Genomic DNA, 23,198 nt, shown 5'->3' on the forward strand with positions numbered 1-23,198 from the left:
CTGCGACCCCATCAGCGAACGTGACCAGTACAGACGCGATCGACTGGCGAGCCTGCGGGAAGGAACCCGGAGCCGAGTGCGGCGCCCTCGCCGTGCCGGTGGACTGGGCGACGCCGGACGGGCCGCGGGTCTCGCTGAACATGACGCGACGCAAGGCCACCGGGCAACGGATCGGGACGCTGTTCTACAACCCGGGCGGACCAGGGACGGGTGCGGCCGACCTGGTGCGGGACTGGGCGCCGTACTTCTTCTCCGACGAGCTGCGCGAGCGGTTCGACATCGTCGGGATCGATCCGCGCGGGGTCGGCGGCAGCGAGCAGATCCCATGCGGGAAGGCCGTGCACGATCCGGCTGTCACGCAGTTCCCCGAGACGCGGCGGGAGTATGACCGGCTCGTCGCGCACAACCGGGCCGTGGGCGAGAGTTGCGGGCCGTTGATCCGGCACATGGACACCGGGAGCGTGGCACGGGACTTCGACGCGGTGCGGGCCGCGCTGGGCGAGGAGCAGATCAGCTACCTGGGACGCTCCTACGGGAGCCTGCTCGGCACCGAGTACGCGCGGCGGTTCCCCGGCCGGGTACGGGCGATGGCGCTGGACGGGATCGTCGATCACGGGATGAGCTCGCGCCGGATGGTGCGCGATGCCGCGGCGGCGGTGGAGGACGGGTTCGACAGGTTCGCCGGGTGGTGCGAGCGGACCCAGGAATGTGAGCTGCACGGCCGGTCCGTACCGCAGGTGTGGGACGCGCTGGTGCGAAAGGCGGAGGAGCGGCCGATCCCGGTCACCGGCGGCCGTCCGCTGACGGCGGACGAACTGCGCTACGTCGCGTACGCGATGCTCACGATGGCCCCCGACTTCAACGGCGGCCTGGCCCGGGGCATCGTCCAGGCGGAGCAGGGCGATGCGGTGCTCTTCGGGCAGATGCGGGCCGAGGCGCTGGACAACCCTGCGACGACCTCGGCCTACCGGGCGGTCCTCTGCCAGGACATCGACCCTGACATCAACGGATTCCCGCAGCTCAGGACACGGGCCCGGGACGTCACGCGGAGAGCCCCGCACATGCGCGGGACGTCGGAGTTCTGGGACATGACGACCGGATGCCTGGGATGGCCCGTCCCGCCGTCCGATCCGCAGCGGCCGGTGCACATCACCCAGGCGCCGCCCGTTCTGCTGGTCGGGAACACGCATGATCCCGCGACGCCGCTCGCCTGGGCCAAGAGCCTGGCCAGGGGCATCAAGGGGGCGCAGGTGCTGACCTATGACGGCGACGGGCACACCTCATACCTGCGTAACGCCTGCGCGACCGGGAGCATCGACCGGTACCTGATCTCCGGGACGCTTCCCGCGCCCGGCACGGTCTGCCGCTGAACCCGGTGCGGCCCGGGCGCCCAACCGCTCGACGACCTGGACCGGCGTTCCCGCCGATGGCGTCTGTCCTTCCGCTGCTCCCTGAGCGCCGGGGCGATGGTGGCGCTGTGGACCGCCGTGCGCCACCCGCACCTCGTCGAACGGGTCGTCCTGATCAGCGGCTGCTTCCACCCGGACGGGATGATCCTGCGGCCGAGCACCGACGCGCCGCCTCCGCCGCCACTGGTCTCCGCCTACGCCGAGGTGTCGCCGGACGGGGCCGGCCACTTCCCCGTCGTGATCGCCAAGGCGGCCCGGTCGGTCACCGAGGACCGGCCGCTGACCCCGGACGACCTGGCCACCGTTACCTGCCCCGTGCTGGTCATGACCGCCGACGACGACATCGTCACCCTGGAGCACACCCTGCAGATGTACCGGACGCTGCCCGCGGCGCAGCTGGCCGTCGTCCCGCAGACTTCGCACCTGCTGCTGCACGAGAGGCCCGAGCTGTGCGTCCGGCTGGTCGGCGACTTCCTGACCCCCATCGTCGCATCACGATGACGAGGACCCCGGCCATGGCCCGTCAGGCCCCGACCCTGCCAAAGATCATTGTTCGGCCAGGTCGAGGAAGGCCCGTACGGCGGGTCCGCAGTCGCTCGGCGACAGGACGGCCAGGGCGAGCGTCCGGGTGAGGCGCGGTTCGAGCGGCCTGGTCGTGACCGGTCCGAACTGGGCCGGCAGGCCGAGCGTGGGCACGATGCTGACCCCCAGGCCCGCGGCCACCATTTCGAGGATGGCCGATTGGCCGCCGGCCTCATAGGCGACGTCGAGCTGGACGCCGGCCCGGCGTGCCGCGTCGGTGATGAGCGGACGGCAGCCCGCCGTGGTGAGGATGAACGGCTGCCCGGCCAGGTCGGTGATGTGGACGGTCTCCTGCCCCGCCAGGCGATGGCCGGCCGGCACCACGGCGACCATCTCGTGCGTGCTGAGCGGGATCGTGTGCAGGCCGGGAGCGGGGAGCGTGACCACGCCGACCTCGGCCGCGCCCGCCTGCAGCCAGCCGCGGACGTCGTCGTCGGCCCCCTCGAACAGGCGTACCTGGACCTGGGGGTGGCGATCGGTGAAGGTCCGCAACCGGTGGGCGATGAGGGTGCCGGTGGCGCTGGGCAGGCTGGCCAGCCGGAGCGGCCCGGTGACCTCACCTGCGGCGGCCGCCACCTCCGCGCGGATCAGGTCGAAGTGGCGAAGAGCCTCACGGGCGCGAAGATGGGCGCGCCGCCCGGCCTCGGTGAGGGCGATGCCGTCGGTGTGACGGACGAACAGGGGTGCGCCGAGCTCGCGTTCGAGAGCGGCGACAGCGCGGCTGACCGCGGGCTGGGACATGCCGAGCAGGTCCGCCGCCGCGGTGAACCCGCCTTGCTCGGCCACCGCGATCAGCGCTCGGAGCTGCGTCAACGTCATGGGGCCATACCCTAAGTGGTATTTGACCGGCGGCGATCCATTCCCTGATGGTTATGGCCATGTCCACACGCATGACGATCGACGTCGACGGCCGTACGGCCAGCTATCTGACGGCGGGCGAGCACGGCCCGCAGGTCCTGTTGCTCCACGGCACGTATTGGAGCCGCGTCTGGCTACCGGTGCTCGACGACCTGGCCGCGGCCGGGTTGCGGCCGGTCGCCGTCGACCTCCCCGGCCTGGGCCGCTCGGAAGGGGAGCTGACGCTGGAGACGGCCACCGTGCCCGCGCTGGCCGCCTGGGTGACGCGGTTCGCGGCGGCGCTCGGCATGGACGCGCCCGCGGGCGTGGCCGGGCACGACATCGGCGGCGCGGTCGCCCAGCAGCTGCTGACCGGCGGCGAGCCGGCGGTTCCCCGGCTGGCGCTGGTCAACTCGGTGAGCTACGACTCCTGGCCGGTGCCCGGCGTGGCGCGCTACCGCGACCCCGCCGTGGTCGCCGCCACCACCGTGGAGGACCTGCTCGCCGCCCGGCGCGTGGCCGTCACCACCGCCTTGGCCCGGCCTGTCACCGAAGGAGAGCTGGACGACTACCTCGACCCGTGGCGCGAACCACGCGTGGGGCGGTCCTGGATGGCGCTGGCCGGCGCCGCCGACAGCCGCTACACCCTTGACCTGATGCCTGCCCTGCTCGCCTGCGACGCGCCGAAGCTGCTGGTGTGGGGCGAGGACGATACCTTCCAGCAGGTCGGCTACGCGCAGCGGTTCGCCGACGAGGTGCCGAACACCACGCTGGTGCGGGTCCCCGAGGCCGGCCACATCCCCATGGAGAACGACCCCGCACTGGTCGCCCGCACGCTGGCCACGTTCTTCCTGGCTTGACGGGCCTCTCCCGTGACGCCTTCCGGGGCAGTCAGGCGCCGGACCAGAGGGCGGTGAGCAGCGCGTTCAGCCGCTCCGGCACCTCGACGTGCGGGTAGTGGGCGCTGCCCGGCACCTGCTCGTGCCGGGCGCCGATCCGCTCGGCCGTGACCCGTGCGCAGGCCATGAGGGGGACGCCGCCGCGCTCCCGGTACGGCCCGGGCGCGCCCTCCCAGGTGCCCGAGACGACCAGCTTGGGAAAGGACGCCGCCCGTAGCGCCGGCAGCGGGAGGCCCGCCTCCCAGCAGACGCGTTCGCGCAGTGCCGTGGCGGCCGCGCGCAACCGCCGCTCGCCCGTGCCGGGCTCGGGCATGCCGGTCGAGCCGGCGGCGGCGCGCAGCCACTCCTCGGGCGTCAGGTCGGGAAGGTCGGCGTAGGCGGCGCGGTTGGCGCGCAGCGCCTCGGCCACGGCGGGGTGGTCGGCGGCCGCCTGGTAGCTGCCCGGCTCGACCAAGGTGAGCGAGCGCACCGCCTCGGGCCGCCGCGCCGCCGCGATCATGGCTCCGACGGCGCCGTAGGAGTGGCCGACCAGGTGCGCGCCCGTGCCGAGGAGTTCGGCGATGTCGTCGGCGTCGGCCAGGTAGTCGCCGGGGAACCTGTCCCCGGCGTCCGGGCTGCCGCCGTAGCCGCGGCGGTCCATCAGCAGCAACCGGAACCGGCCGGCCAGCGGGCGTTGCGCCGCGAACCCGTACACCGGGTCGTCGCCCCAGCTCGTGGAGCCGTGCACGAAGATCACCGGCGGCCCGGACTCGGGGCCGAGCGCGGTCACGTGCACATCGCCCGGCAGCGGGCCGTTCGGGCGGAACATCAGGGCCGGCATCCGACTCCTCCTTGAACAGTGTTTAATAGTCTTGAACGTTGTATAAGGGAATGGAAGGCGACGTCAAGGGGGGTAGGGTGATCGCGTGCCGTCGTCAGAGTCCTCCGGCGGGTCTGTGTGGCTGCGTCCCGAGCGGCCGCCGCGCGACCGTCAGCTCACCCGCGAGCGGATCGTCGAGGTGGCGGTCGCCGTCCTCGACGCCGAGGGTCATCGCGGGCTGTCGATGCGCCGCGTCGCCACGGAGCTGGGGGTGACCGCCGGGTCGCTGTACTGGTACGTCCACACCAAGGACGACCTGCTGGAGCTGGCCCTCGACCGCGTGCTGGGCGAGGTGCGCGCCGGCCCCGGCACGTCCGGCTGGCGGGACGGCCTGGCGGCGCTGGCCCGCAGCAACCGCGCCATGCTGCTGCGCCACCGGTGGGCCCTGTCCGAGCTGACCGTGCGGCCCAACCTCGGCCCGAACGCGCTCGCCCTGGCCGAGACCGGGCTGCGCCTGCTGGAGAGCGCCGGGTTCGCCGGCTCCGACCTCGACGCCGCCATGGCCGCCGTCAACGACCACGTGGTCGGCGCGGTCATCGCGGAGGTCGCCTGGCGCGACACGCTGGCCCGGATGAGCGGGACCGGGTCCGGCTGGGACGAACAGGCGGCCGATTACCTGCGCCAGGTCGCCGAACGCCACCCGACGCTGGCCGGCCGGATGGCCGCCACGGGCGAGATCGACGTCGAGCGCGAGAGCGAGCGCCGCTTCACGTTCGGCCTCGACTGCCTCCTGGACGGCCTCGCCACCCGCTGCGCGACCCCGTCCACGTCATAGCGCCGGGCCCGGTCCCGTCGCGTACCGGGCGTCACCAGTTGCGCACCTCGTGCGCCCACGCGATCAGCCCCGCCAAGAACCCCTGCCGGTCCGACGGCGAGAGGTTGTCCAGAACGCGCAGCAGCGGCGCGGCCCGCAGGGCGACGAACCCCTCGACCATGGCCCGATGGTCAGGGGCCAGCGACACCAGGGTGCGGCGGCGGTCGGCCGGATCCTCCCGGCGTTCGACCAGGCCGGCCCGGCTGAGGTCGCCCACCAGCTCGCTCGCGGTCGGCAGCGACACGCCCATCCTGTCGGCCAGCTCGCTCACGCTGAGGGACGACTCGACGGTCAGCTGCGGGATGACCGCGCCGTGCCTCCCGGTGAGCCCGTGGTTGCGGAAGATCTCCCGCATCCGGTCCGGCATCTCGGCCTGGGCCCGCCGGAAGTACGCCTCCACCAGGGGTACGAAGCCGAGGGCTTCCCTGACCTCCTCGGGGCGTGGCAGTCGCGGGGGCGAAACGGGGTCCGTCACGGTCACAGGTTACAGTGCCCATATCCAAACAGTTCGGATATCCGAAGTGAGGTAGACGTGATTCTGGTGACAGGCGCCACGGGGAACGTCGGACGTCAGCTGGTGGATCTGCTGCTCGGGGCGGGCGAGCAGGTCCGGGCGATCAGCCGCAACCCCGAGCGGGCCGGGCTGCCCGACGGCGTGGAGGTGGTCAAGGCCGACATGTCGCAGACAGAGGACCTGCGGGTCGCGTTGCGGGGAGCGGACCGCGCGTTCCTGCTCCCGGCCGCCGGCCAGGTGGACGGCTTCCTGCGCGAGGCCGCGAGGGCCGGCCTCGGGCACGTGGTGCTGCTGTCCGCGCTGGCGGTGACCATGAAACAGGCCGGCGTGCTGGGCAGCGCCCACGCCGAGTACGAGCGGGCCGTGGCCGGGTCGGGGCTGCCGTGGACGTTCCTGCGTCCCGGCGCGTTCATGGCGAACGACCTGCGGTGGGCGCCCGGCGTCAAGAACGGCGGCGTGGTGCGCGCTCCGTTCGCCGAGGCCGCCACCGCGCCGATCGACGAACGCGACATCGCCGCGGTGGCCGCGCGGACGCTGCTCGACGACGGGCACGCGGGCAAGGCGTACGAGCTGAGCGGGCCCGCCTCGCTGACGACGGCCGACCGGGTCCGGATCCTCGGCGAGGTCCTGGGCCGCGACCTGCGTCTGGAGGAACTGTCTCCCGAGCAGGCGCGCGAGCAGATGATCGCGCATACCCCCGCGCCGGTCGTGGACTCGATGCTCACGCTGTTCGCCTCGTTCGTCGGCAGAGCCGCGGACGTGTCACCGGCCGTGCGCGAACTGACCGGCGACGCACCCCACACCTACGCCGACTGGGCGGCCCGCAATGCCGCGGCGTTCAGCTAAGGCAAGCAGTACGGCCCGCCCGCGCGGGACGCCACCCTCGTGAAGGCCTGATCACGCGGGTGCGCTCATATTGGGACACCGGGGCGTTCGCCGAGCAGATCGGCATCGACGTCGCCGTCATTCGCTCCATGCAGTCTCGCGCTCGAACGCTTGCGTGAGAGGCGGAGGCCATGTCTGGAGCGAACCGGAACGCCGCCGCTGGGAATCATCCGTGGACCCGCTTGGATTGCGGCGTTTGAACTAGGCCGCCGCCCATAGGCGGGTCGCGGTGCGGACGAGGTCGGCGACGGCTTTGGATCTGCTGTGTGGCGGCCAGGCGATGACGGTCGTGACGGCCGGCGCGTCCAGCACCGGCACGATGGCGTAGTCGTCGCGCAGCTGGTCTCGGAGCGACTCGGGGACGACGGCGCAGGCCAGTCCGAGCGCGATCAGCTGGAACAGTTGGGTATGGTCGCGCACCTGCGGGCCGGGGCCGTCCGGATGGCCGCCATCCCGTCCGGGCCAGCGCGGCAGGGGCAGGTCCGTCTGGGCCTTGACCTCGGCCAACGACAGATACGCCCGGTTGGCGAGCGGATGCCCTTTGGGCAGGACCACGACCTGCTGTTCGGTGTGCAGATCCTCTGTGTCGAGTCCGGCCGTCGTGTCGTAAGGCCGGTGGAGCAGAGCGACGTCGGTACGCCCGGTGCGCAGCAGACCCTCCGGCTCGCCCGGCCCGCACAGCATCACCTCAACGGGCACTGATCCCGGTTCAGCGGCGTAGGCGTGCAGAAGCTTCGCCAGCAGTTCCCTGGACGCTCCGGCCTTGGTGGCCAGGACCACACCGGGCTGGTCAGCCGCGGCGCGGCGGGTGCGGCGCTCGGCGGCTTCGACCGCGTCGAGCGCGAGCCGGGCTTCCCGTAGCAGCACCGACCCGGCCTCGGTCAGGGCGACGGCGCGAGCGGTGCGGTGCAGCAGAACGACTCCGAGCCGCCGTTCCAGCTGCTGGATCGCCCGCGACAGTGGTGGTTGCGCCATCGAGAGCCGTTGTGCCGCCCGTCCGAAGTGCAACTCCTCGGCCACGGCGACGAAGTATCGCAACTCCCGCGTCTCCACCGGCTCATCGTATCCAGCGCTGACCACGGCCGATACCCGTGCGGTATCGCCGTCCACCTGACCGGTCTTGGACGCCCCGCCCGAGTCCGCAACATGATCGACGGCATGAGCGAACGGACGATCGCGCTGGTGACCGGCGCGAACAAGGGAATCGGATACGAGATCGCCGCCGGCTTGGGGGCCCTTGGCTGGCGAATCGGCGTGGGCGCGAGGGACAGACATCGCCGCGACACCGCGGTCGAGAAGCTGCGCGCGGCCGGGATCGATGCGTTCGGCGTGCCCCTCGACGTCACCGACGACGAAAGTGTCGCCGCCGCGGCCGAGCTGATCGCCGTCCATGCCGGAGGGCTCGACGTCCTGGTCAACAATGCCGCGATCACCGGCGGAATGCCACAGACACCGACCACGGTCGAGCCCGCGACCGTGCGAGCCGTCGTGGAAACCAACGTGATCGGCGTCATCCGGGTCACCAACGCGATGCTGCCGATGCTGCGCGACTCGGCAGCACCGCGGATCGTCAACATGTCCAGCAGCGTGGGCTCACTCGCCCTGCAAACCACACCGGGCATCGACATGGGCCCGGTTCCCGCCGCCTACCTGGCCTCCAAGACCTTCCTCAACGCCCTCACCGTCCAATACGTCAAGGAACTGAGCGGCACCAACATCCTGATCAACTCCGGCTGCCCCGGCTTCACCGCCACCGACCTCAACGGCTTCCAAGGCGTCCGCACGCCACAACAGGGCGCGGCCATCGCGATTCACCTCGCGACCCTGCCCGACGACGGACCGACCGGCGGATTCTTCGACGACGCCGGAAGCGTGCCCTGGTGACAGCCACACTTTCCCGCTCCCGACGCCGGCCGCGCATCGCGCGCCACAGGAGAAGCAAGACAATGACCAAGGCAGTCAGATACGACGAGTTCGGTGGAACCGAGGTGTTACGGGTCGACGAGGTCGACCTGCCGGTGCCCGGGAACGGGCAGGTCCTCGTGCGGGTCAAGGCCGCAGGCATCAACCCCGGTGAGGCGGCCATACGCACCGGCGCGATGGCCGACATCTTTCCTTCGACCTTTCCGTCCGGGCAGGGCAGCGACCTCGCCGGGATCGTCGCCGAGGTCGGCGCCGGAGTCGACCGATTCGCGATCGGCGACGAGGTGATCGGGTTCTCCGAGCGGCGGGCAGCACAGGCCGAGCTGGTCCTGGTCGACGTCGACAACCTCACCCCCAAGCCGGACAGCGTCTCATGGGAGGTGGCGGGCGGCCTGTACGTCGCCGGGGTGACCGCGTGGCGAGCAGTGCATTCCGTACAACTCGACATCGGGGAGACCATCGTCGTCTCCGCGGCAGCCGGAGGAGTCGGCTCGCTCGCCGTTCAGCTCGCGCGCCGCGCCGGAGCCACGGTCATCGGCCTGGCGAGCGAGCCCAACCATGGGTGGCTGCGAACACACGATGTGATCCCGGTCGCCTACGGTGACGGCGTCATCGACCGGATCAAGGCCGCCGCGCCGAGCGGCATCGACGCCTTCATCGACGCCTACGGCGACGGGTACGTCGAAATGGCCCTTGTCCTCGGCGTCGCCGCCGAGCGGATCGACACCATCGCCGATTTCGCGGCGGCCGCGAGGTATGGGGTCAAGACCGAACCCGGAACCAACGGCAGGCCGGGCGCTGAGGTACTCGCCGAACTGGCCGCCCTGATCGCCGACGGGCACCTCGAAGTCCCGATCGCCAACGTCTACCCGCTGACGCAGGTCCGCCAGGCCTACACCGAACTCGAACGCCGACACACCCACGGCAAGATCGTGCTCAGCCCCTGACCGGCACCATGCGACGCAGCCCGCTCAAGGCTCTGCTCAACCGCAGGCGGATCACCGTCGGGACTGTCCGGTTGCCCCCTGATTGGCCGCGACAACCCGGGCGACACGTTCGGCAGATCCGGAAGCAAGCCCCGCATCGCCGTTTCCGCCGCGTCGCCGTCCGGCGGAACCAGTTGCTCGACCTGGTCAGTGCCTGCTGCACCTCCTCGTGGCAGGCGACGGTCTCCACCGCCCGCCACGACACGGCCACGTCCAGGTCGGCCCGGCACGCGTCGACCAATTCCAACTCCTCGATCAGGACCCGTGAAGCCTTCGCCGGCGTCCGCGACGCGTTATCCAACCGGGGCGGCGTCGCCAGACGCTCCCTCTCCGCCGCCCGACGCACCGTGCTGGTCAGCCGCACCTGCATCGATGGTGGCGCTCTCGTGGAGGCGTCCCAACGCCTTCGCCGACCTCCGGGGAGGATCGGACGGGCTACTGGCGCTACATGAGCGATTTGAAGACGATCCGGCGAGAAAGAGCCCTCCGTTCCGTGGGGCACCCGTAGTGGGGCGCATGTGGCCAGAGGGACAGTAAAGTCTCCCTCGAATACAGAACGGAGTTGAACGAATACTCAAAGAGACGCATCGATGCGAGTACGACCCGCGCCTGTTCAGCGGCTCGTCCCCAGCGAAGGGCGGAAGGCCCTCATTCGGAAGGTGTGCCAGATATGACAACACCCAACACCGCGTCTCCCCAGCAGGGAGCCTCGAAAGTATGGCTCCAGACGGGCCCGCTGGCCTTCGGCCACCCGCTCAGGGGTGCCGACCGTGTCCACGAGAAGGTCTCCGAGGTTCCGGACCTGCAGATCCCCTTCCCCGGTGTGTGGGAGGTCTCCTATCACGCCCTCCACGCGGTGGCTGTGGTGTCGCCGCATCTGTATGTCCACACAGCGTTGTTCATCAATGGCGTGCTCCTTCCCGGCAGTGAGGCACAGAGCGGCCTGGCCGGTGTCAATGCAACACTGCGAGCCACCGCCGGGCAGACGCTCCTGCAGACCTTCGCCGCCGGAGACGTCGTGACACTTCACGCCTACCGCATCGGGACCGGCGAGGCGGTCATCGAGAGTGGTGGCGACGGGCGCACCGGAATCATGGCGCACTGGGTGAGCGCGGTCTGAGCGCCTACACCCGCAGGCGAAACGGCTGGGGGCCGTACTGCCCGGCGGCGAACGTTCCCGCCATGTCATCGCGGCGGGAAGCGTCGGACTTCCCTCCGAACGCTCGGACCGAGCCCGGCGGCGGGGAACTGTCGTCGTCGCCCGCTGTGGCCGGCGGGACTGCCTGGCCGAGGGCGACTGCATCGTGGGTGAGCCTGCGGAGGCAGGCATTCCTCACTGCCGCGACACATCACTCAGAGTGTTCAAATGTGTACGTTCAGTGGCGAGGATCGGGATTCTGATCACATAGCGCGAAACCCGGAGCCGTACTCCCACCACCAGGAGCCCCCGCATGAGCATGATCCAAACCGGCGTCCTCGACCTGGACTCCACCCACCCCGTGGCCACCACCGGCGGCGACACCTCCACCTTCACCCACGTGACGTTCCCGACCCCGTTCCCCGCAGGGTCACGCGTGATCGTCATCCCCTTCGTCCAGACCTTCAACGGACCCGAGACACCCGGCCTCAGAATCGCGGACGTGACGCCGCAGGGCTTCCGGATCCGCATCAACGAGATCCTCGCCGGCGCCACCAAGAGCGACGGACACCACACCCGCGAAACCATCGGCTGGCTGGCCACCACCGTCTGACTCCGGCCAAGCCCCAAGAGGTCAGCCCCTCCAGACCTGGAGGGGCTGACCTGAAGCCGGAAACACACCCGCCGGCCACCGCGATCATCCGGGCATGCCGTGCAGGTGTGGCCGGATATCGCGGGCGCGCGTGGAGGCCTGTCCGCGAAGTCCGCCAATCGCCGGGGGCTGCTGAGGGCTGTTGGCTGCTGGGGATCGCAGGCGCTGCCGGCCGGCGGCGGCCGGGTCTCATCGGCTTCTTCGAGGAGCCGGGGTGCGGGGGCTCAGGCAGTTCCTGCCCCCGGGAGAGGGTCACGAACGTCTTCGCCTCCTGGGCGCTGAGCTGACCACCGCCGGCGCTTGACCAGCTCAGCCCGCTGCCGAGCCCGCCCCGCTCGGCCCGGGCCAGCAGATTCGACGTGATCAGCACGTCCAGCACGACCAGGCCATCAGCGACCGAAGAGGTCTCCAGACGCCGCACGGTGGCCAGCGTGGCCGCCTGCCGATCGCTTTCCAGATCCCGCAACGTCGGCGCCTTGGAGACCGGCCCGTAGCGAGCCAGCGCCGACAGCTCGCCCGCCGGCACTGGGTCCACCCCCGGCGAACCTCACTGTCAGTCGATGCCTTCGATGATGCGGAAGTCGCGCTGGACGCCGTCGGGGAATGACACCAGCGCCTTCTGGTAAGCCTCGCTCTCGTATGCCGCGACGGCCTGTTCAAAGCTGTCGAACTCGATCAGAACGACACGTTGCGTGATTCCGGCCTCGTGGGCGACGACTCGACCGCCACGGGACGGGAGGAGGGCCAGGTTGCGCCCGCCCCCAGCCTGGACAGCCGGACCGGCCAGCTTGTCGTAGGCAGTCAGGGCCTCAGGATCGGAAATGGCGGGGTAGACACTGACCCAGTAGCCCTTAGCCATGGAAACCTCCTGTGTTCGGCCGGACACGTCCGACTTCGAATTGACACTCAAATCGATCGATCCCGGCGACGGGTGCTGTGGCCGGTTGAATCGTCATATGCGCAGGTTAGGGCTCGATGTACGGCCGAGGGAAAGACCGATTCTGGTTAGACTCAGAACGGATCGTTATCAATCGGCAGGGAGGGCACGTGGCGCCGGACACGGTGAGCCTGCGGTACTTCCTGGTGCTGGCGCAGGAGTTGAACTTCACCCGCGCGGCCGCACGGATCGGTATCGCACAGCCCGCACTCAGCGCCCGGATGCGCCGATTGGAGGCGGAACTCGGCACGGCCCTGCTGGTCCGCAGCACGCGTAGCGTCGTGTTGACCACGGCCGGTGCGGCCTTGGCGGAGTCCGCGCCGCCCGCGCTGGCGGCGCTGGACCGGGCATGGGACACCGCCCGGAGCGCGGCGGCCGGCGAACTGGGCACGCTGCGCATCGGTTACAGCCTCAGCGCCGGGGCCGAGACGGTACCGGCCCTGGTGGACAGGCTGATTCGCGGCAACAGCGGACTTGAGGTCAGCGCGGTCCCGATGGCGACACCGGAGATCTCCCCCGCGGTCGCCGACGGCCGCATCGATGCCGGGATCACCCGCGGTGAACAGCCGGGCCGTGGCGTGCGCCGGTTCCTGCTGCGGCGTATGCGCGTCGGGGTCCAGCTGGCGCAGCACCATCCGCTGGCCGAACACCCGGAGATCGAGATCGCCGACGCGGCCGCGTATCCACTGCGACTCCCGGACCCTGCGGCCAACCCCGTGATCCACGATCAGCTGTCCGCACTGTTCCGAGACGCCCGACCACACCCGCGATTCCACACGCCCGCAGTCTCCTTCGACATGTCTCAACGCGACCTGCGCGACGGGGTCACCCTCGCCCCGGCCGGAGAAGCCGCGGTCACGACACAACCGGCCGGTCTCACCTGGCGACCGCTGCGCGGCGCGCCCAGCCTGACGATCCACCTGATCCTCCCACGCGAGCAGTCGCCGCTTCACCGCCGCATCCGCGCCGTCGCAAAAACCGTGGCGCACGAGCTGCACTGGCTGTCGGACTGACGCGCAAGAGGCCAAACGAGACGGACGCCTGCGCTGGCGAGGCCGAAGACCTTGCGCCCGCCGGATACCGTGCCCTCGCCGACGCCGAACCGGACCATCACGGGTAGCCGGCGGAAACGCCCGCCGTCAACGGCGTCCATGACGTCGGTCAATGCTCAACGCCAACCACTGTTCCATTGGTCCACCTGATGGATGAAGTCTGCTGGTCGGTCAGCCGCCGTCCGGCCTACGGGCGCGGGGTCAGCCCGGTGTCTGCGGTGGCGGGCTTCACGCCGTAGGGCTCTACACGGACACCTACTGTCGAAGGTCGGTCATCGCGGGACCGGCCGGGACGGCGGGGGTTCGAGGCCATGTCCAGGCGGAGCGCACGATGAAGCCCAGGAGCAGCACTTCGATCCCGATGGAGAGGCCGTAGAAGGGGGCCCAGTCCCAGGACTCCCCTACCGCGTTGAACACCGAGTAGGGGATGTAGAGCGATGCGACGACGAGGTTCGTGGCGCGGTTCACCCGGGCGGGCAGCGTCATGGAGAGCATCACCATCAGGGCCGGGATCGCCACGGACGCGAGCATCATGGTCAACAACGTCGGGCTGACGTCGAACTCGAAGACGACGCCGGCACGGAGGTTGTCGATGACGCCGGGCTTGTGCAGGTGGAAGTAGTCGACGTAGATGTAGAGGAACATGAAGCTGGTCCATGCGGCGGCGAGCTTGGCGTGCACGGGGACCGGCCGGTCGTCGAGCAGGTTCGGGGTTTTCGTTCGGGTGGTCATCGGTTCTTCTTTCGAGAGGAGCGGTCCCTCCACCGAACTGGCGGCAGGGATGTATCGAGGCCGCGCCCACCTGGACGAGCACATCGGCCTCGACCGGGCAGCGGTAGCCCGGACCTCGGACGACTCGAGCGCTTAGGGCAGGCCGTAACGGTGCTGGTCGGCGGCCCGCATCGTCGTCGTCGCGGCCGGTTCGTACACCGTACGTCGTACAGCGTACTACGGGTAGTACGCTGTACCATGACCGTGCGCTGGACGATTGTCAAGCCGTTCGAGCGAGCGAGAGGAGACCCGTGTCTGCGAAGGAACAACGCCCGGTGGCGTCAGACGCGGCGCTGAGCAGGCAACGGGTGGTGGTCGAGGCGGTCCGGCTCGCCGACCGCGAGGGGGTCGACGGGCTGAGCATGCGCCGGCTGGCCGGCGCGCTCGGCGCGGGCGCGATGTCGCTTTACTACTACGTGGCGAACAAGGAAGAGTTGCTGGACGCCATGATCGACGTCGTGTTCGAGGAGATCGAGCTCCCGCCCGAAGAGACCGACTGGCAGTCCGCGATGCGACGGCGGGCGGTATCCGCCCGGCAGGTTCTCGCACGTCACCCGTGGGCGATCAGCCTGATGGAGTCGCGGACATCGCCGGGGCCCGCGAACCTCCGCCACCGCGAAGCGGTCACCGCCTGCCTGCGGAGGGCCGGCTTCCCGGTCTTGATGGCGACGCACGCCAACTGGTTGCTTGACAGCTATGTCTACGGTTTCGCCCTGCAGGAAGCCAGCCTGCCGTTCGACACCGCCGATGAGTTCGCGGACATGACCGAGGACGTCTTCCTGCCCCAGCTTCCTCCTGACGAGTTCCCCTACCTCAACGAGTCCGCCGCGGTGCTCGCCGCTGCCGGCTACGACCCGGCGGAGGAGTTCACCTTCGGCCTCGACCTCGTCCTGGCCGCCCTGGAGCCCCTGAGAGTGCCTACATGAGCCTCCATCCGTGATGTCGTCTTGTGATCGTGTGGATTTGTAGTGTTACCAGTCCTCGCGGCGTGGAAGGCCGCGCACCCCTCGGCCAGCGGGCCCAAGGGCGCGACGGCGGCACCGACAAGTGGCCGTAGACGTGCGCGCGGTCGTCGTGCTCGCGGCCTCAGCCCACGGGAACACGGTCGTCGCTCATGGCGCCGGCCTGGGGATCGCCTTGGACATCGTCGAACGCATCCCCGCCGACAGGTGTAGGCCGCGGGCGTTGTAGCGCGGACAGGGCCGCGACCAGCTGTTTGTAATGACCTTGTAGCGACTGTGTAGGGGGTCTCTGGCAGCGGCTCCCACTCTTGATCGCAGAGGGCGCGATCGGTGCGCCCCCTGAGGAACTGGGAGTTCGTCATGGTCAAGACCGCCCGTCGTTACGCGAAGTACGCCGTCAGCACCCTGTCCAGCGCCATCTTCGGGCTGCAGGTCTGACGAACAGCGAGTGATTCCCCGGGAGCTCTCTCCCGGGGGACACCACGACGGGAGGAAAGCGGAGTGTTCGGCACCGCGGTACGCCAGCTCGGCTACGCCTGGTCGATGATGTCGGGGCGCAGGTTCCGGCTGCGGGACGTCTACACGCTGGTCGACGACATGCGCGAGACGCTGGAGACGTTCGGCTCGCCCGGCGAGGGCGCCGACGACCTGATCGCGGGCAACGACCCCGAGCTCCAGGAGGACCTCACCCGGCGGCGGCTGCGGCGCACGGTGGCCCACGCGGCGGCGGAGAGCCCCTACTACCGGCGCTGGTTCGCGGAACACGGCGTGGACCCGGCCTCGATCACCCCGCAATCCCTGTCCTCGATCGCACCCACCTCCAAGGCGGACCTGCGCGGCAGGCCGGCGGCGTTCGTCTCCGACCTGGCCAAGCCATCCGTGCTCGCGCACACGACGGGCACGACGGGCACGCCCACGCTGGTGTGGTTCTCCGCCTACGAGATCGAGCTGCTGTCGTGCCTGTCGGCGCTCTCGCTCATGATGTCCGGGAACGTGCGCACGGACGACGTGTGGGCCAACGCGAGCAGCTCGCGGTCCGTCGCGCAGATCCTCACCGAACGGGCCGTCACCTGTACCGGGGCCGTGTTCGCCCACCTGGGCACCATCGACCCGGCCGCCACGCTCGACCGGCTGGCCACTCCGCTGCACGTACCGGGCAAGCGCGCGCAGATGTCCCACCTCAACGTGCCGGCCTCCCACCTCGCGGCGCTCGTGCAGGAGGCCGAGCGGGGCGGCTGGCGGGCCGCCGACTTCGCGCTGACCACCATCTGGTCCGGCGGCGAGGTCCTCACCGACGCGCTGCGCGAGCGGGCGGAGCACGCGTTCGGGGCCGAGGTCCGCGACGGGTACGGCATGACCGAGATCGCCCCGGTGTCCGGCCGTGTCTGCCCCGACGGTCATCTGCACCTGTCCGCCGACCAGGGCCTGGTCGAGATACTCGCCCCCGAGACCCTGGCCCCCGCCGCTCCCGGCGAGGTCGGCACGATCGTCGTGACGCCGTACTCCGCGTTTCGCGACACCACGCTCCTGCTCAGGTACGTCACCGGCGACCTCGTCCAGGTTCTGGCCGAGGCCCCGACGTGCGCCCTCGCCGCCCTGCCCGCCACCTCGCGGGTGCTCGGCCGCAGGTCGCCCGGCGGGCTGACCACGCGTGACGTGCTGGACCTGCTGCAGGCCGAGCACGCGCTGCCGCTGCCCACCCGGTACGCCCTGGAGGACACCGTCCTGTACGTCGTCGCGGGCAAGGCCGAGCAGGGCCTGCTCGGCCGGCTGGAGGAGCGCGCCCACGGGCTGCCCCTGACCGGCATCGTTCTGGTCGAGACCGCCGAGGACCTGCCCGCGCCCTGCCGGCTGCGCACGGACCTGCTGGAGATCAGCTTCGAGCGAGGACTGTGATGACCCCGTACGTGCTCGCCCTGTACGCCCTCGTCGCTGCGGCCGTCGCGCTCACCGCCGCGTACCTGCGCCGTTACGTCATGCCCAGACCGCCGGTCGGCCGGATGGTGGGCGCGGACATCGCGGTCATGGTGGTGACGCTGGTCGTGATGCCGTTCGCGTACCTGCACCTGCCCACGGGCGTCGTCGTGTCGATCTTCGGGCTCGTGGTCCTGACGTTGACCCAGCTCACCCTCGCCCCCGTGCTGGGCGGCCGGTGGGGCATGATCGCCGCCCTGCTCCTGTGCGCCGCCGACGTCACCGCCTTCGCGCTGGGATGGCCGGCTGCGCTCCTTGTGATCAACGACGCACTGCTGATCCTGCTCGTCGTCGGCGTGGTGAACATGTGGGTGCAGGCGGCGATCACGCCCGCGCAGGTGGCCGCGCTGGCCGCCGCCCTCACCCTGTACGACACGCTGGCCACCGGGCTGACGTCGCTCACCGCCGACTTCGTCCAGCGGATGCAGGGGCTGCCGTTCGCGCCCGTGCTGGCCTCCTCCCATGGCGACGATCCCGCCCTCATCGGGCTCGGCGACTGCCTGATGTTGTCGATCTGGCCGGTGGTGGCGCTGCGGGCGTACGGGAAGGCGGCCGCGTGGTGTGCCGCCGGCCTGGAGGCCGTCCTGCTGGCTCTGTCCATCGCCTTCGTCCTGTCCCATGGCCGGCTGCTGCCGCTGTTGACCGTGCTCGGGCCGTTGATCGTCGCGCAGTGGCTGTACTGGCGGCGGTGGCGGGCCCGCCGGACGCCCGCTCCGGCCCGGCCGGAGGTGAACCGGGCGCTGGAGGTGAACCGGGCGCTGGAGGTGGCCGACGCGCCCGCCGGGATGTGGGCCGCCCTGTCGCCCGAGGGCGTGCTGGTCGCCGAGGGCGCCACACCGGGGCTGGCGCGCAAGGAGGCCAGGCTGGCGGGAACGCAGGGCGTGCCGGTCGTGTGGCGGCTCGGCGAATAGCGTCGGTCAGGGCGCCAGGAACGCGGCCACCTCCCGCCCCTCCGCCGCGTCGCCGAACAGGACGAGGGAGCCGCGCCACGCCGCCGCGGCCTCCTCGTGCCGCCCCAGCAGGGCGTAGGCCCGGCCCAGCTCCCGGAGGACGCGGGCTCGCCACACCGGAGGACCGTCGCCGCCGAGCCGTTCCAGCGCGGCCCGCAGGTCCGCCACCGCCCGGCGGGGCTCGCCCTGGCGCAGGCGCACGACGCCGAGCGTGTGCCCGGCCAGCGCCTCGCCCAGGGTGTCGCCGCTCACCACGAACAGCCGCAGGCTCGCCGCCAGTGTCTCGGCCGCCTCGTCGAAGCGGCCCAGCGCACCCAGTGCCTCCCCCAGCCGGCGCAGCGCCTTGCTCGTCTCGGCGCGATCGCCGAGCGCCTGCGCCGCCAGCAGGCCCTCCCGGTAGCGGACGACGGCCTCCGCCGTCTCGCCCCGCTGGTGGAGGGCGGTGCCGAGGCCGCGCAGCAGGTTGCCGCGGATGGCGTAGTCGTCCTTGTCGGTCACCTCCAGCCGCGCTCTGGCGATCTCCACGGCCCGCCCGTGCTCACCGCGCTCGACGTGGATCCAGACAGGCCAGGTCCACGCGTACGCCAGCCCGGCGGCGTCGCCGTGAGCCGCCATCAGGTCGAGGCAGGCGTACGCGTCGGCCAGCGCCTCGTCCAGACGGCCCATGCCGTGCCGCGCGGCTGCCCTGACGATCAGCGCGTACGCCGCTCCATGCCTGTCGCCGGCGCGGCCGAACTCCGCCAGAAGCACGCCGCACATGGTCTCGGCCGATGGGAACCGACCCCATTCGATCTCCACCGTGGCCAGCAGCAGCCGGGCCCGCAGCGCGGCGCGCTCATCGCCCAGCCCGATCACGATCCGCTGGACCCGCTCGGCGTCGGCCAGGAACCGATCCATGATCAAATAGCTGGTGAGGTGGTGCCCCAGCTCGGCCGCCACGTCGTTCAGGCCCAGCTCGGCGGCGGTGCTGAGGGCGAGCATCAGCGTACGCCGCTCGGCCGCCAGCCACATCTCGCTCACCCGTACGTCGGGCGCCGGTCCCTCCTCCGGCTCCCGTTCGTATGGCGGGGCGAGCAGGATCGGCAGGCGGCGCGTGGCGGCCCGGGTACGCCGCAGGCATTCCAGCACGTGCCAGGTGAGCGCCGCACGCCGCCCCTCGGGGGTCTCCTCCGCCTGCGCCCGTTCCCGCGCGTACACCCGCAGCAGGTCGTGCAGCCGGTAGCGGGGCTGTCCGGCCCCGTCCACCTCGGTCGAGGTGAGCATGCCCCGCGCGACCAGCGTCTCCAGCGCCGCATCGGCCTCCAGCGCGAGCTTGTCCGCATCCGCCGCCGGCGGGGTCGCCCCCAGCTTGTCCGCATCCGCCGCCGGCGGGGTCGCCCCCAGCTTGTCCGCATCCGCCTCCAGCGGGGCCGGCCCCGGCTTGCCCGCGTCCCCGTCCGAGGCAGGCGTGCTGGCGGGCGCCGCGGCCGTTTCCGTGGCGGGTGGTCTGAGGAGGGCCGCGACCGACCACTCCGCCACGCTGTCCAGCCCGGCCAGGCCCAGCAGCCGGAACACCCGCCTGGCCGGGTCCGGCAGCGCCGCGTAGCTCGGCTCGAACGTCGCGCGCACGTCCAGCCCGCCGACGACCAGCTCGTCCAGGCCCCGTCCGGCCAGCCGGGTGGCGAACTCGCTGACCGGCCAGACCGGCCGGGTGGCCAGGCGGGCTCCCGCGACCCGGATGGCCAGCGGCAACCGGCCGCAGGAACGCAGGATCTGCTCGGCCGCGCCGGGCGCCGAACCGATGCGGTCCGGGCCCGCCACGCGTTCCAGCAGGAGCCTGGCGTCCTTCTCGTCAGGGAGGTCGAGCGTGAGCCGTACGGCACCTTCCAGGGCGGGCAGCGGAGAGCGGGAGGTCACCAGGACGGCGCCGCGTGCGGTGCCTGGCAGCAGGTGGCGGAGCTGATCCTCCTCGACGGCGTCGTCCAGCACGAGGAGCACCGCCCGGTCGGCCAGCCGCTGACGCAGCAGTCCCGCGCGTTCCTCGACCGGGACGGGGATGAGCGCGCCGTCGAGGCCGAGCGAGCGCAGCAGCACGTCCAGCAGCTCGCCGGGCTCCCGGGGGCCGCGCGCGTCCCGTCCGAGCCGGACGAAGAGCTGCCCGTCGGGATAATCGGCTCGCAACAGGTGCGCCAGTCGTACGGCGAGCGTGGTCTTGCCCACGCCGGGCAGACCGGACACGACCACGATGGGCGGACCGAGTCGATCCGCGCCCGCCCGCAGCAGCCCCAGCAGCTCGGCGATCTCTCCCGCACGCCCGACGAAGTCCGCGGTGTCGCCGGGTAACTGGCACAGCCCCCGGAACGCCATCGGCCGCGCGCTTGCTTCGACGTCCGCGAAAGGCGGCGTGCCGTGCCGGTCGGCGTCCGCGGAAGGCGGCGTGCCGTGCCGGTCGGCGTCCGCGGTCGGCGGCGGCGAATGACGGCCGCCCTCTCCTTTCGACTTCGGTGGCGGCGAGTGGCGCCCGGTCTCTCCGGCCGGTGGCGAGCGGTGATCGGTCTCGCCGGGGAGCAGCGGCGAACGGCGATCGGCGTCGCCGGAGAGCAGCGCGGCGTGCAGGCGGCGCAGTTCCGGGCCCGGCTCGATGCCCAGCTCGGCCACCAGCAGCTCACGCGCCTCGCGGAAGGCGTCGAGGGCCTCGTCCCGCCGCCCGCTGCGGTGCAGGGCGACCACGAGCTGCTCGCGCAACCGCTCACGCAGCGGGTGGGCGGCGACGAGGGTACGCAGTTCGGCGGCGAGGCCGTCGTGGCCGAGCGCGAGCCGTACGTCGATCCACTCCGATCTGGCCACCGCCAGCTGCTCCTCCAGCTCGGTGATCCGCGGCGCCACGGCCCCGCTGAGCGGTACGTCCTCGGCCGGGGTTCCGCGCCACAACGCGACCGCGGCCGCGTACTGCCGCTCGGCCGCCACCAGGTCGCCGTTCGCCCGTTCCCTGCGCGCCCGGCGTACGCCCTCCTCGAACACCAGCAGGTCCAGACGCTCCGGCGGGACCTCGCAGGCGTACCCCGACCCCTCGGTCCCCAGCCACAGGCCGCTGCCCTCCAGGGAGCGGCGGAGCTGATGGACGTAGGTCTGGACGTTGGACAGTGCCGAGCGGGGCGGGTCGTCCCAGAGGGCGCCGATCAGGCGTTCGGTGGAAACGGTCGCGTTCGGGTGGAGCAGCAGGACCGCGATCACGGCCCGCTGCTTGCGGCTGAGACGGATCCGGCCGCCGGGACCATTGAGGCGAATGGTGCCCAGGATCGCGAAGTCCACCGGTCCTCCCTCGTGCGTGATCGGATGATCAGCTTTCCGGAAGGCAGTACACCTCTGGTGACACCCATTTGACAAACGCGGCAAGCCGGCCGGTCAGCGATGGCCGGTGTCGGGCGCCAGTAGCCGTGATCGGCCCCGGGGTTGGCAGGAGTCGTTGATCAAATGGTCTGTGTTCAAGCCAGTCGGGCTGCCGGTGTTCACTGTGCGTGGTCATTCGGGGCGTAGCGGTTGCAGGTGCCACCTGCGTCAGCGGCGACTCGCATGGTGATCTTGTCGTGCAAGCGCAAGGCCCTGGCAATGACCGGTGCCGGTGTGGAATCCGGCGAGGCGTGGGTGTTCGCGGAGGGTGCCGGAGTTGGCGGGTTGGTCAGCTCGGCGGCCGGGAAAGAGCCAGCGGGCGGCGGGGTTGGTGGCGGTGTTCAGATGGGGCCGTTCGTCGGCCAGTTGGAGCAGGAGGCTTGCGAAGGGCTCGGGGACTGGCATGGGCGGGTCTCCAAGTCGCACGTGGAGTTCGCCGTCGAGCGAGACGAGGTCGTCGAGCGTGCGGCGAACGACCCGTGTGATCGGCTGAGCGAAGAGGAGCATGAGCCAGGCCGAGACCCGGATGGGAAGGGCCGGCCTCTCGTCGCTGAGCGCACGTCGGAGAAGTTCCAGGCGGCGGCGCTGAGACAAGGGCGGAGCCTCAGTAGTGCTTTCTAGGTTGGCGTGTCGTAGGGCGGCTGTGCGATGCGGGTAGCCACTGCTGCTCACGGCCTGGGCCGGCGCATGCCCCACCTTGCCATCGAAGGCTGAAACCGTCACGCCGCAACAGCCACCGACAGACCTAACAAACCACTACTGGCTCGCGCGGGGAGGCGATTCACCTCACAGGTGATCAATCGTTCTCGAGGCCAGGAGAAGGTACAGGTCTGGCGATCAAGCTCTTGCATGCGGCCCCGGCCAGCAGTGACACCGCACAACCTGCCTCACGCTGGGCGCTCCGTACCGCCTACGCGCTTCCCTGGCTGCTGCTCCCCACGTGCCTGTGGAGGTTGCCGTTTGCCTTTCACTTCGACATGGGCCAGCTCAACGACGCGCCTGTGTCACCGTTGTGGATCAGCATCCCCCATGTCTTCGGGCTCAGCGTGCTCACCGAGTTGGCGGCGCTGCTCAGCATCGGTCTGGTGCGTGGCTGGGGCGAGGTGGTGCCGAGCTGGATCCCGGTCATCGGCGGCAGACGTGTGCCGCCCATGGCAGCGGTCGTCCCTGCCGTGGCCGGTGGGCTGCTCTTGACCGCGGTCTCGGTCTGGATGGTGCTCTCCTGGGTCGGCGTCGCCGGCGGCGTGGCGTACGAGAATGGCTGGTGGCAGGCGCTGGCGATGGTGTCCATCGCCCCAGCGGCGCTGTGGGGCCCGATATTGCTCGCCCTGGCCTGTGCCTACCACCTGCGCCGCCGCCCGCTCGCGGTTGAGGGGTCCCGACAGAATGATCTTTGCTGTGCTTTGATCTCTCGCTGTGGCCGAGAGAGGAGCACGGGTGGCCAAGCCGAAGCCGTGGGAGGTCAGTGACGAGCTGTGGGCCGGTGATGAGCCGCTGTTGCCCCAGCGTCCGCGGAGTTTCCGCCATCCAGGGCGCAAGCGGCCGGATGACCGGCCGGCCTTGCAGGGCATCGTGCTGCATACCGGCATCGCTCGGGAGCACCTGCCGCAGGCAGCTGGGTTACGCTCGGGCATGCTGGAAGCTCGCCGGAGCGAAACCTGACCACTCGAACTCCATAACCCGTT

At 71.0% G+C, this 23,198-nt stretch carries 23 protein-coding genes; 16 read left to right on the top strand and 7 right to left on the bottom strand.

Annotation, left to right across the window (positions count from 1 at the left end; genetic code table 11):
- Positions 1–20 precede the first annotated feature (20 nt).
- Positions 21–1,370: an alpha/beta hydrolase gene (locus tag AB0C33_RS14570; protein WP_358287268.1), complete on the top strand. Its 1,350-nt coding sequence runs from the start codon at positions 21–23 to the stop codon at positions 1,368–1,370.
- Between the two features lie 81 nt (positions 1,371–1,451).
- Positions 1,452–1,910 (top strand): alpha/beta hydrolase, encoded by a 459-nt coding sequence (locus tag AB0C33_RS14575; RefSeq protein ID WP_358287583.1) that lies wholly within the window; start codon positions 1,452–1,454, stop codon positions 1,908–1,910.
- A gap of 45 nt (positions 1,911–1,955) precedes the next feature.
- Here AB0C33_RS14575 and AB0C33_RS14580 read toward each other — a convergent pair whose 3' ends face one another.
- The gene (locus AB0C33_RS14580; RefSeq protein ID WP_358287269.1) at positions 1,956–2,810 is read right to left on the bottom strand and encodes a LysR family transcriptional regulator; all 855 of its coding nucleotides are present in this window, start codon (positions 2,808–2,810) and stop codon (positions 1,956–1,958) included.
- A gap of 59 nt (positions 2,811–2,869) precedes the next feature.
- On the opposite strand from AB0C33_RS14580, the gene AB0C33_RS14585 reads away from it, so the two are divergent.
- Entirely contained in the window at positions 2,870–3,688 is an 819-nt protein-coding gene (locus AB0C33_RS14585; protein WP_358287271.1) for an alpha/beta hydrolase, read from the top strand.
- A 31-nt stretch (positions 3,689–3,719) separates the two neighbouring features.
- Here the strand turns inward: AB0C33_RS14585 and AB0C33_RS14590 are convergent, their stop codons facing one another.
- Positions 3,720–4,547, bottom strand: a complete 828-nt coding sequence (locus tag AB0C33_RS14590) for an alpha/beta hydrolase (RefSeq protein ID WP_358287273.1) — start codon at positions 4,545–4,547, stop codon at positions 3,720–3,722.
- Between the two features lie 85 nt (positions 4,548–4,632).
- Here AB0C33_RS14590 and AB0C33_RS14595 point away from each other — a divergent pair, with 85 nt between their 5' ends.
- On the top strand, positions 4,633–5,361 hold the full coding sequence (locus AB0C33_RS14595) for a TetR/AcrR family transcriptional regulator (RefSeq protein ID WP_358287275.1): 729 nt from the start codon (positions 4,633–4,635) through the stop codon (positions 5,359–5,361).
- A 31-nt stretch (positions 5,362–5,392) separates the two neighbouring features.
- Here the strand turns inward: AB0C33_RS14595 and AB0C33_RS14600 are convergent, their stop codons facing one another.
- Positions 5,393–5,875, bottom strand: a complete 483-nt coding sequence (locus tag AB0C33_RS14600) for a MarR family transcriptional regulator (RefSeq protein WP_358287276.1) — start codon at positions 5,873–5,875, stop codon at positions 5,393–5,395.
- A gap of 57 nt (positions 5,876–5,932) precedes the next feature.
- Here AB0C33_RS14600 and AB0C33_RS14605 point away from each other — a divergent pair, with 57 nt between their 5' ends.
- Positions 5,933–6,760: an SDR family oxidoreductase gene (locus tag AB0C33_RS14605; protein ID WP_358287278.1), complete on the top strand. Its 828-nt coding sequence runs from the start codon at positions 5,933–5,935 to the stop codon at positions 6,758–6,760.
- Between the two features lie 240 nt (positions 6,761–7,000).
- On the opposite strand, the gene AB0C33_RS14610 is transcribed toward AB0C33_RS14605, so the two are convergent.
- Entirely contained in the window at positions 7,001–7,852 is an 852-nt protein-coding gene (locus AB0C33_RS14610; RefSeq protein ID WP_358287280.1) for a LysR family transcriptional regulator, read from the bottom strand.
- 93 nt (positions 7,853–7,945) lie between these two features.
- Here AB0C33_RS14610 and AB0C33_RS14615 point away from each other — a divergent pair, with 93 nt between their 5' ends.
- From AB0C33_RS14615 to AB0C33_RS14630, 4 genes are all read left to right on the top strand, one after another.
- Positions 7,946–8,683 (top strand): SDR family oxidoreductase, encoded by a 738-nt coding sequence (locus AB0C33_RS14615; protein ID WP_358287282.1) that lies wholly within the window; start codon positions 7,946–7,948, stop codon positions 8,681–8,683.
- A complete protein-coding gene (locus AB0C33_RS14620; RefSeq protein WP_358287284.1) occupies positions 8,680–9,669 on the top strand; it encodes an NADP-dependent oxidoreductase in 990 nt (329 codons plus the stop codon). The genes AB0C33_RS14615 and AB0C33_RS14620 overlap by 4 nt, the downstream gene beginning before the upstream one ends.
- 709 nt (positions 9,670–10,378) lie before the next feature.
- On the top strand, positions 10,379–10,828 hold the full coding sequence (locus AB0C33_RS14625) for a hypothetical protein (RefSeq protein ID WP_358287286.1): 450 nt from the start codon (positions 10,379–10,381) through the stop codon (positions 10,826–10,828).
- Positions 10,829–11,159: 331 nt separating this feature from the next.
- The gene (locus tag AB0C33_RS14630) at positions 11,160–11,459 is read left to right on the top strand and encodes a hypothetical protein (RefSeq protein WP_358287288.1); all 300 of its coding nucleotides are present in this window, start codon (positions 11,160–11,162) and stop codon (positions 11,457–11,459) included.
- Between the two features lie 592 nt (positions 11,460–12,051).
- On the opposite strand, the gene AB0C33_RS14635 is transcribed toward AB0C33_RS14630, so the two are convergent.
- Entirely contained in the window at positions 12,052–12,357 is a 306-nt protein-coding gene (locus AB0C33_RS14635) for a DUF1330 domain-containing protein (RefSeq protein ID WP_358287290.1), read from the bottom strand.
- Between the two features lie 188 nt (positions 12,358–12,545).
- Here AB0C33_RS14635 and AB0C33_RS14640 point away from each other — a divergent pair, with 188 nt between their 5' ends.
- Positions 12,546–13,448, top strand: a complete 903-nt coding sequence (locus AB0C33_RS14640; RefSeq protein ID WP_358287292.1) for a LysR family transcriptional regulator — start codon at positions 12,546–12,548, stop codon at positions 13,446–13,448.
- 294 nt (positions 13,449–13,742) lie between these two features.
- Here AB0C33_RS14640 and AB0C33_RS14645 read toward each other — a convergent pair whose 3' ends face one another.
- Complete coding sequence (locus AB0C33_RS14645) at positions 13,743–14,219, bottom strand: DUF6326 family protein (protein WP_358287294.1); 477 nt, start codon at positions 14,217–14,219, stop codon at positions 13,743–13,745.
- A 347-nt stretch (positions 14,220–14,566) separates the two neighbouring features.
- Here AB0C33_RS14645 and AB0C33_RS14650 point away from each other — a divergent pair, with 347 nt between their 5' ends.
- From AB0C33_RS14650 to AB0C33_RS14660, 3 genes are all read left to right on the top strand, one after another.
- Positions 14,567–15,184: a TetR/AcrR family transcriptional regulator C-terminal domain-containing protein gene (locus tag AB0C33_RS14650; protein ID WP_358287296.1), complete on the top strand. Its 618-nt coding sequence runs from the start codon at positions 14,567–14,569 to the stop codon at positions 15,182–15,184.
- Positions 15,185–15,721: 537 nt separating this feature from the next.
- Positions 15,722–17,116, top strand: a complete 1,395-nt coding sequence (locus AB0C33_RS14655; protein WP_358287298.1) for an AMP-binding protein — start codon at positions 15,722–15,724, stop codon at positions 17,114–17,116.
- Complete coding sequence (locus tag AB0C33_RS14660; protein ID WP_358287300.1) at positions 17,116–18,105, top strand: hypothetical protein; 990 nt, start codon at positions 17,116–17,118, stop codon at positions 18,103–18,105. The genes AB0C33_RS14655 and AB0C33_RS14660 overlap by 1 nt, the downstream gene beginning before the upstream one ends.
- A gap of 6 nt (positions 18,106–18,111) precedes the next feature.
- Here the strand turns inward: AB0C33_RS14660 and AB0C33_RS14665 are convergent, their stop codons facing one another.
- Positions 18,112–21,435 carry a BTAD domain-containing putative transcriptional regulator gene (locus tag AB0C33_RS14665; protein WP_358287301.1) on the bottom strand — a complete coding sequence of 1,108 codons (3,324 nt, stop codon included), beginning with the start codon at positions 21,433–21,435 and terminating at the stop codon, positions 18,112–18,114.
- 261 nt (positions 21,436–21,696) lie between these two features.
- Between AB0C33_RS14665 and AB0C33_RS14670 the strand changes: the two genes are divergently transcribed.
- The 3 genes from AB0C33_RS14670 to AB0C33_RS14680 all read left to right on the top strand — a co-directional run bounded on the left by AB0C33_RS14670 (position 21,697) and on the right by AB0C33_RS14680 (position 23,175).
- Positions 21,697–22,134 carry a hypothetical protein gene (locus AB0C33_RS14670; RefSeq protein ID WP_358287303.1) on the top strand — a complete coding sequence of 146 codons (438 nt, stop codon included), beginning with the start codon at positions 21,697–21,699 and terminating at the stop codon, positions 22,132–22,134.
- A 356-nt stretch (positions 22,135–22,490) separates the two neighbouring features.
- Positions 22,491–22,982, top strand: coding sequence for a hypothetical protein (locus tag AB0C33_RS14675; protein ID WP_358287305.1), 492 nt, complete (start codon positions 22,491–22,493; stop codon positions 22,980–22,982).
- Positions 22,951–23,175 carry a hypothetical protein gene (locus AB0C33_RS14680; RefSeq protein ID WP_358287336.1) on the top strand — a complete coding sequence of 75 codons (225 nt, stop codon included), beginning with the start codon at positions 22,951–22,953 and terminating at the stop codon, positions 23,173–23,175. Before AB0C33_RS14675 ends, AB0C33_RS14680 begins: the two co-directional genes overlap by 32 nt.
- Positions 23,176–23,198 lie beyond the last annotated feature (23 nt).

The organism is Nonomuraea sp. NPDC048881, assembly GCF_040649795.1.
GTDB lineage: Bacteria > Actinomycetota > Actinomycetes > Streptosporangiales > Streptosporangiaceae > Nonomuraea.

Coding starts and splice junctions, on each gene's coding strand:
- AB0C33_RS14580 (WP_358287269.1), bottom strand. CDS start 2,810: ATGACGTTGACGCAGCTCCGAGCGCTGATCGCGGTGGCCGAGCAAGGC.
- AB0C33_RS14585 (WP_358287271.1), top strand. CDS start 2,870: ATGTCCACACGCATGACGATCGACGTCGACGGCCGTACGGCCAGCTAT.
- AB0C33_RS14590 (WP_358287273.1), bottom strand. CDS start 4,547: ATGCCGGCCCTGATGTTCCGCCCGAACGGCCCGCTGCCGGGCGATGTG.
- AB0C33_RS14615 (WP_358287282.1), top strand. CDS start 7,946: ATGATCGACGGCATGAGCGAACGGACGATCGCGCTGGTGACCGGCGCG.
- AB0C33_RS14625 (WP_358287286.1), top strand. CDS start 10,379: ATGACAACACCCAACACCGCGTCTCCCCAGCAGGGAGCCTCGAAAGTA.
- AB0C33_RS14630 (WP_358287288.1), top strand. CDS start 11,160: ATGAGCATGATCCAAACCGGCGTCCTCGACCTGGACTCCACCCACCCC.
- AB0C33_RS14635 (WP_358287290.1), bottom strand. CDS start 12,357: ATGGCTAAGGGCTACTGGGTCAGTGTCTACCCCGCCATTTCCGATCCT.
- AB0C33_RS14645 (WP_358287294.1), bottom strand. CDS start 14,219: ATGACCACCCGAACGAAAACCCCGAACCTGCTCGACGACCGGCCGGTC.
- AB0C33_RS14660 (WP_358287300.1), top strand. CDS start 17,116: ATGACCCCGTACGTGCTCGCCCTGTACGCCCTCGTCGCTGCGGCCGTC.
- AB0C33_RS14670 (WP_358287303.1), top strand. CDS start 21,697: ATGGTGATCTTGTCGTGCAAGCGCAAGGCCCTGGCAATGACCGGTGCC.
- AB0C33_RS14675 (WP_358287305.1), top strand. CDS start 22,491: ATGGGCCAGCTCAACGACGCGCCTGTGTCACCGTTGTGGATCAGCATC.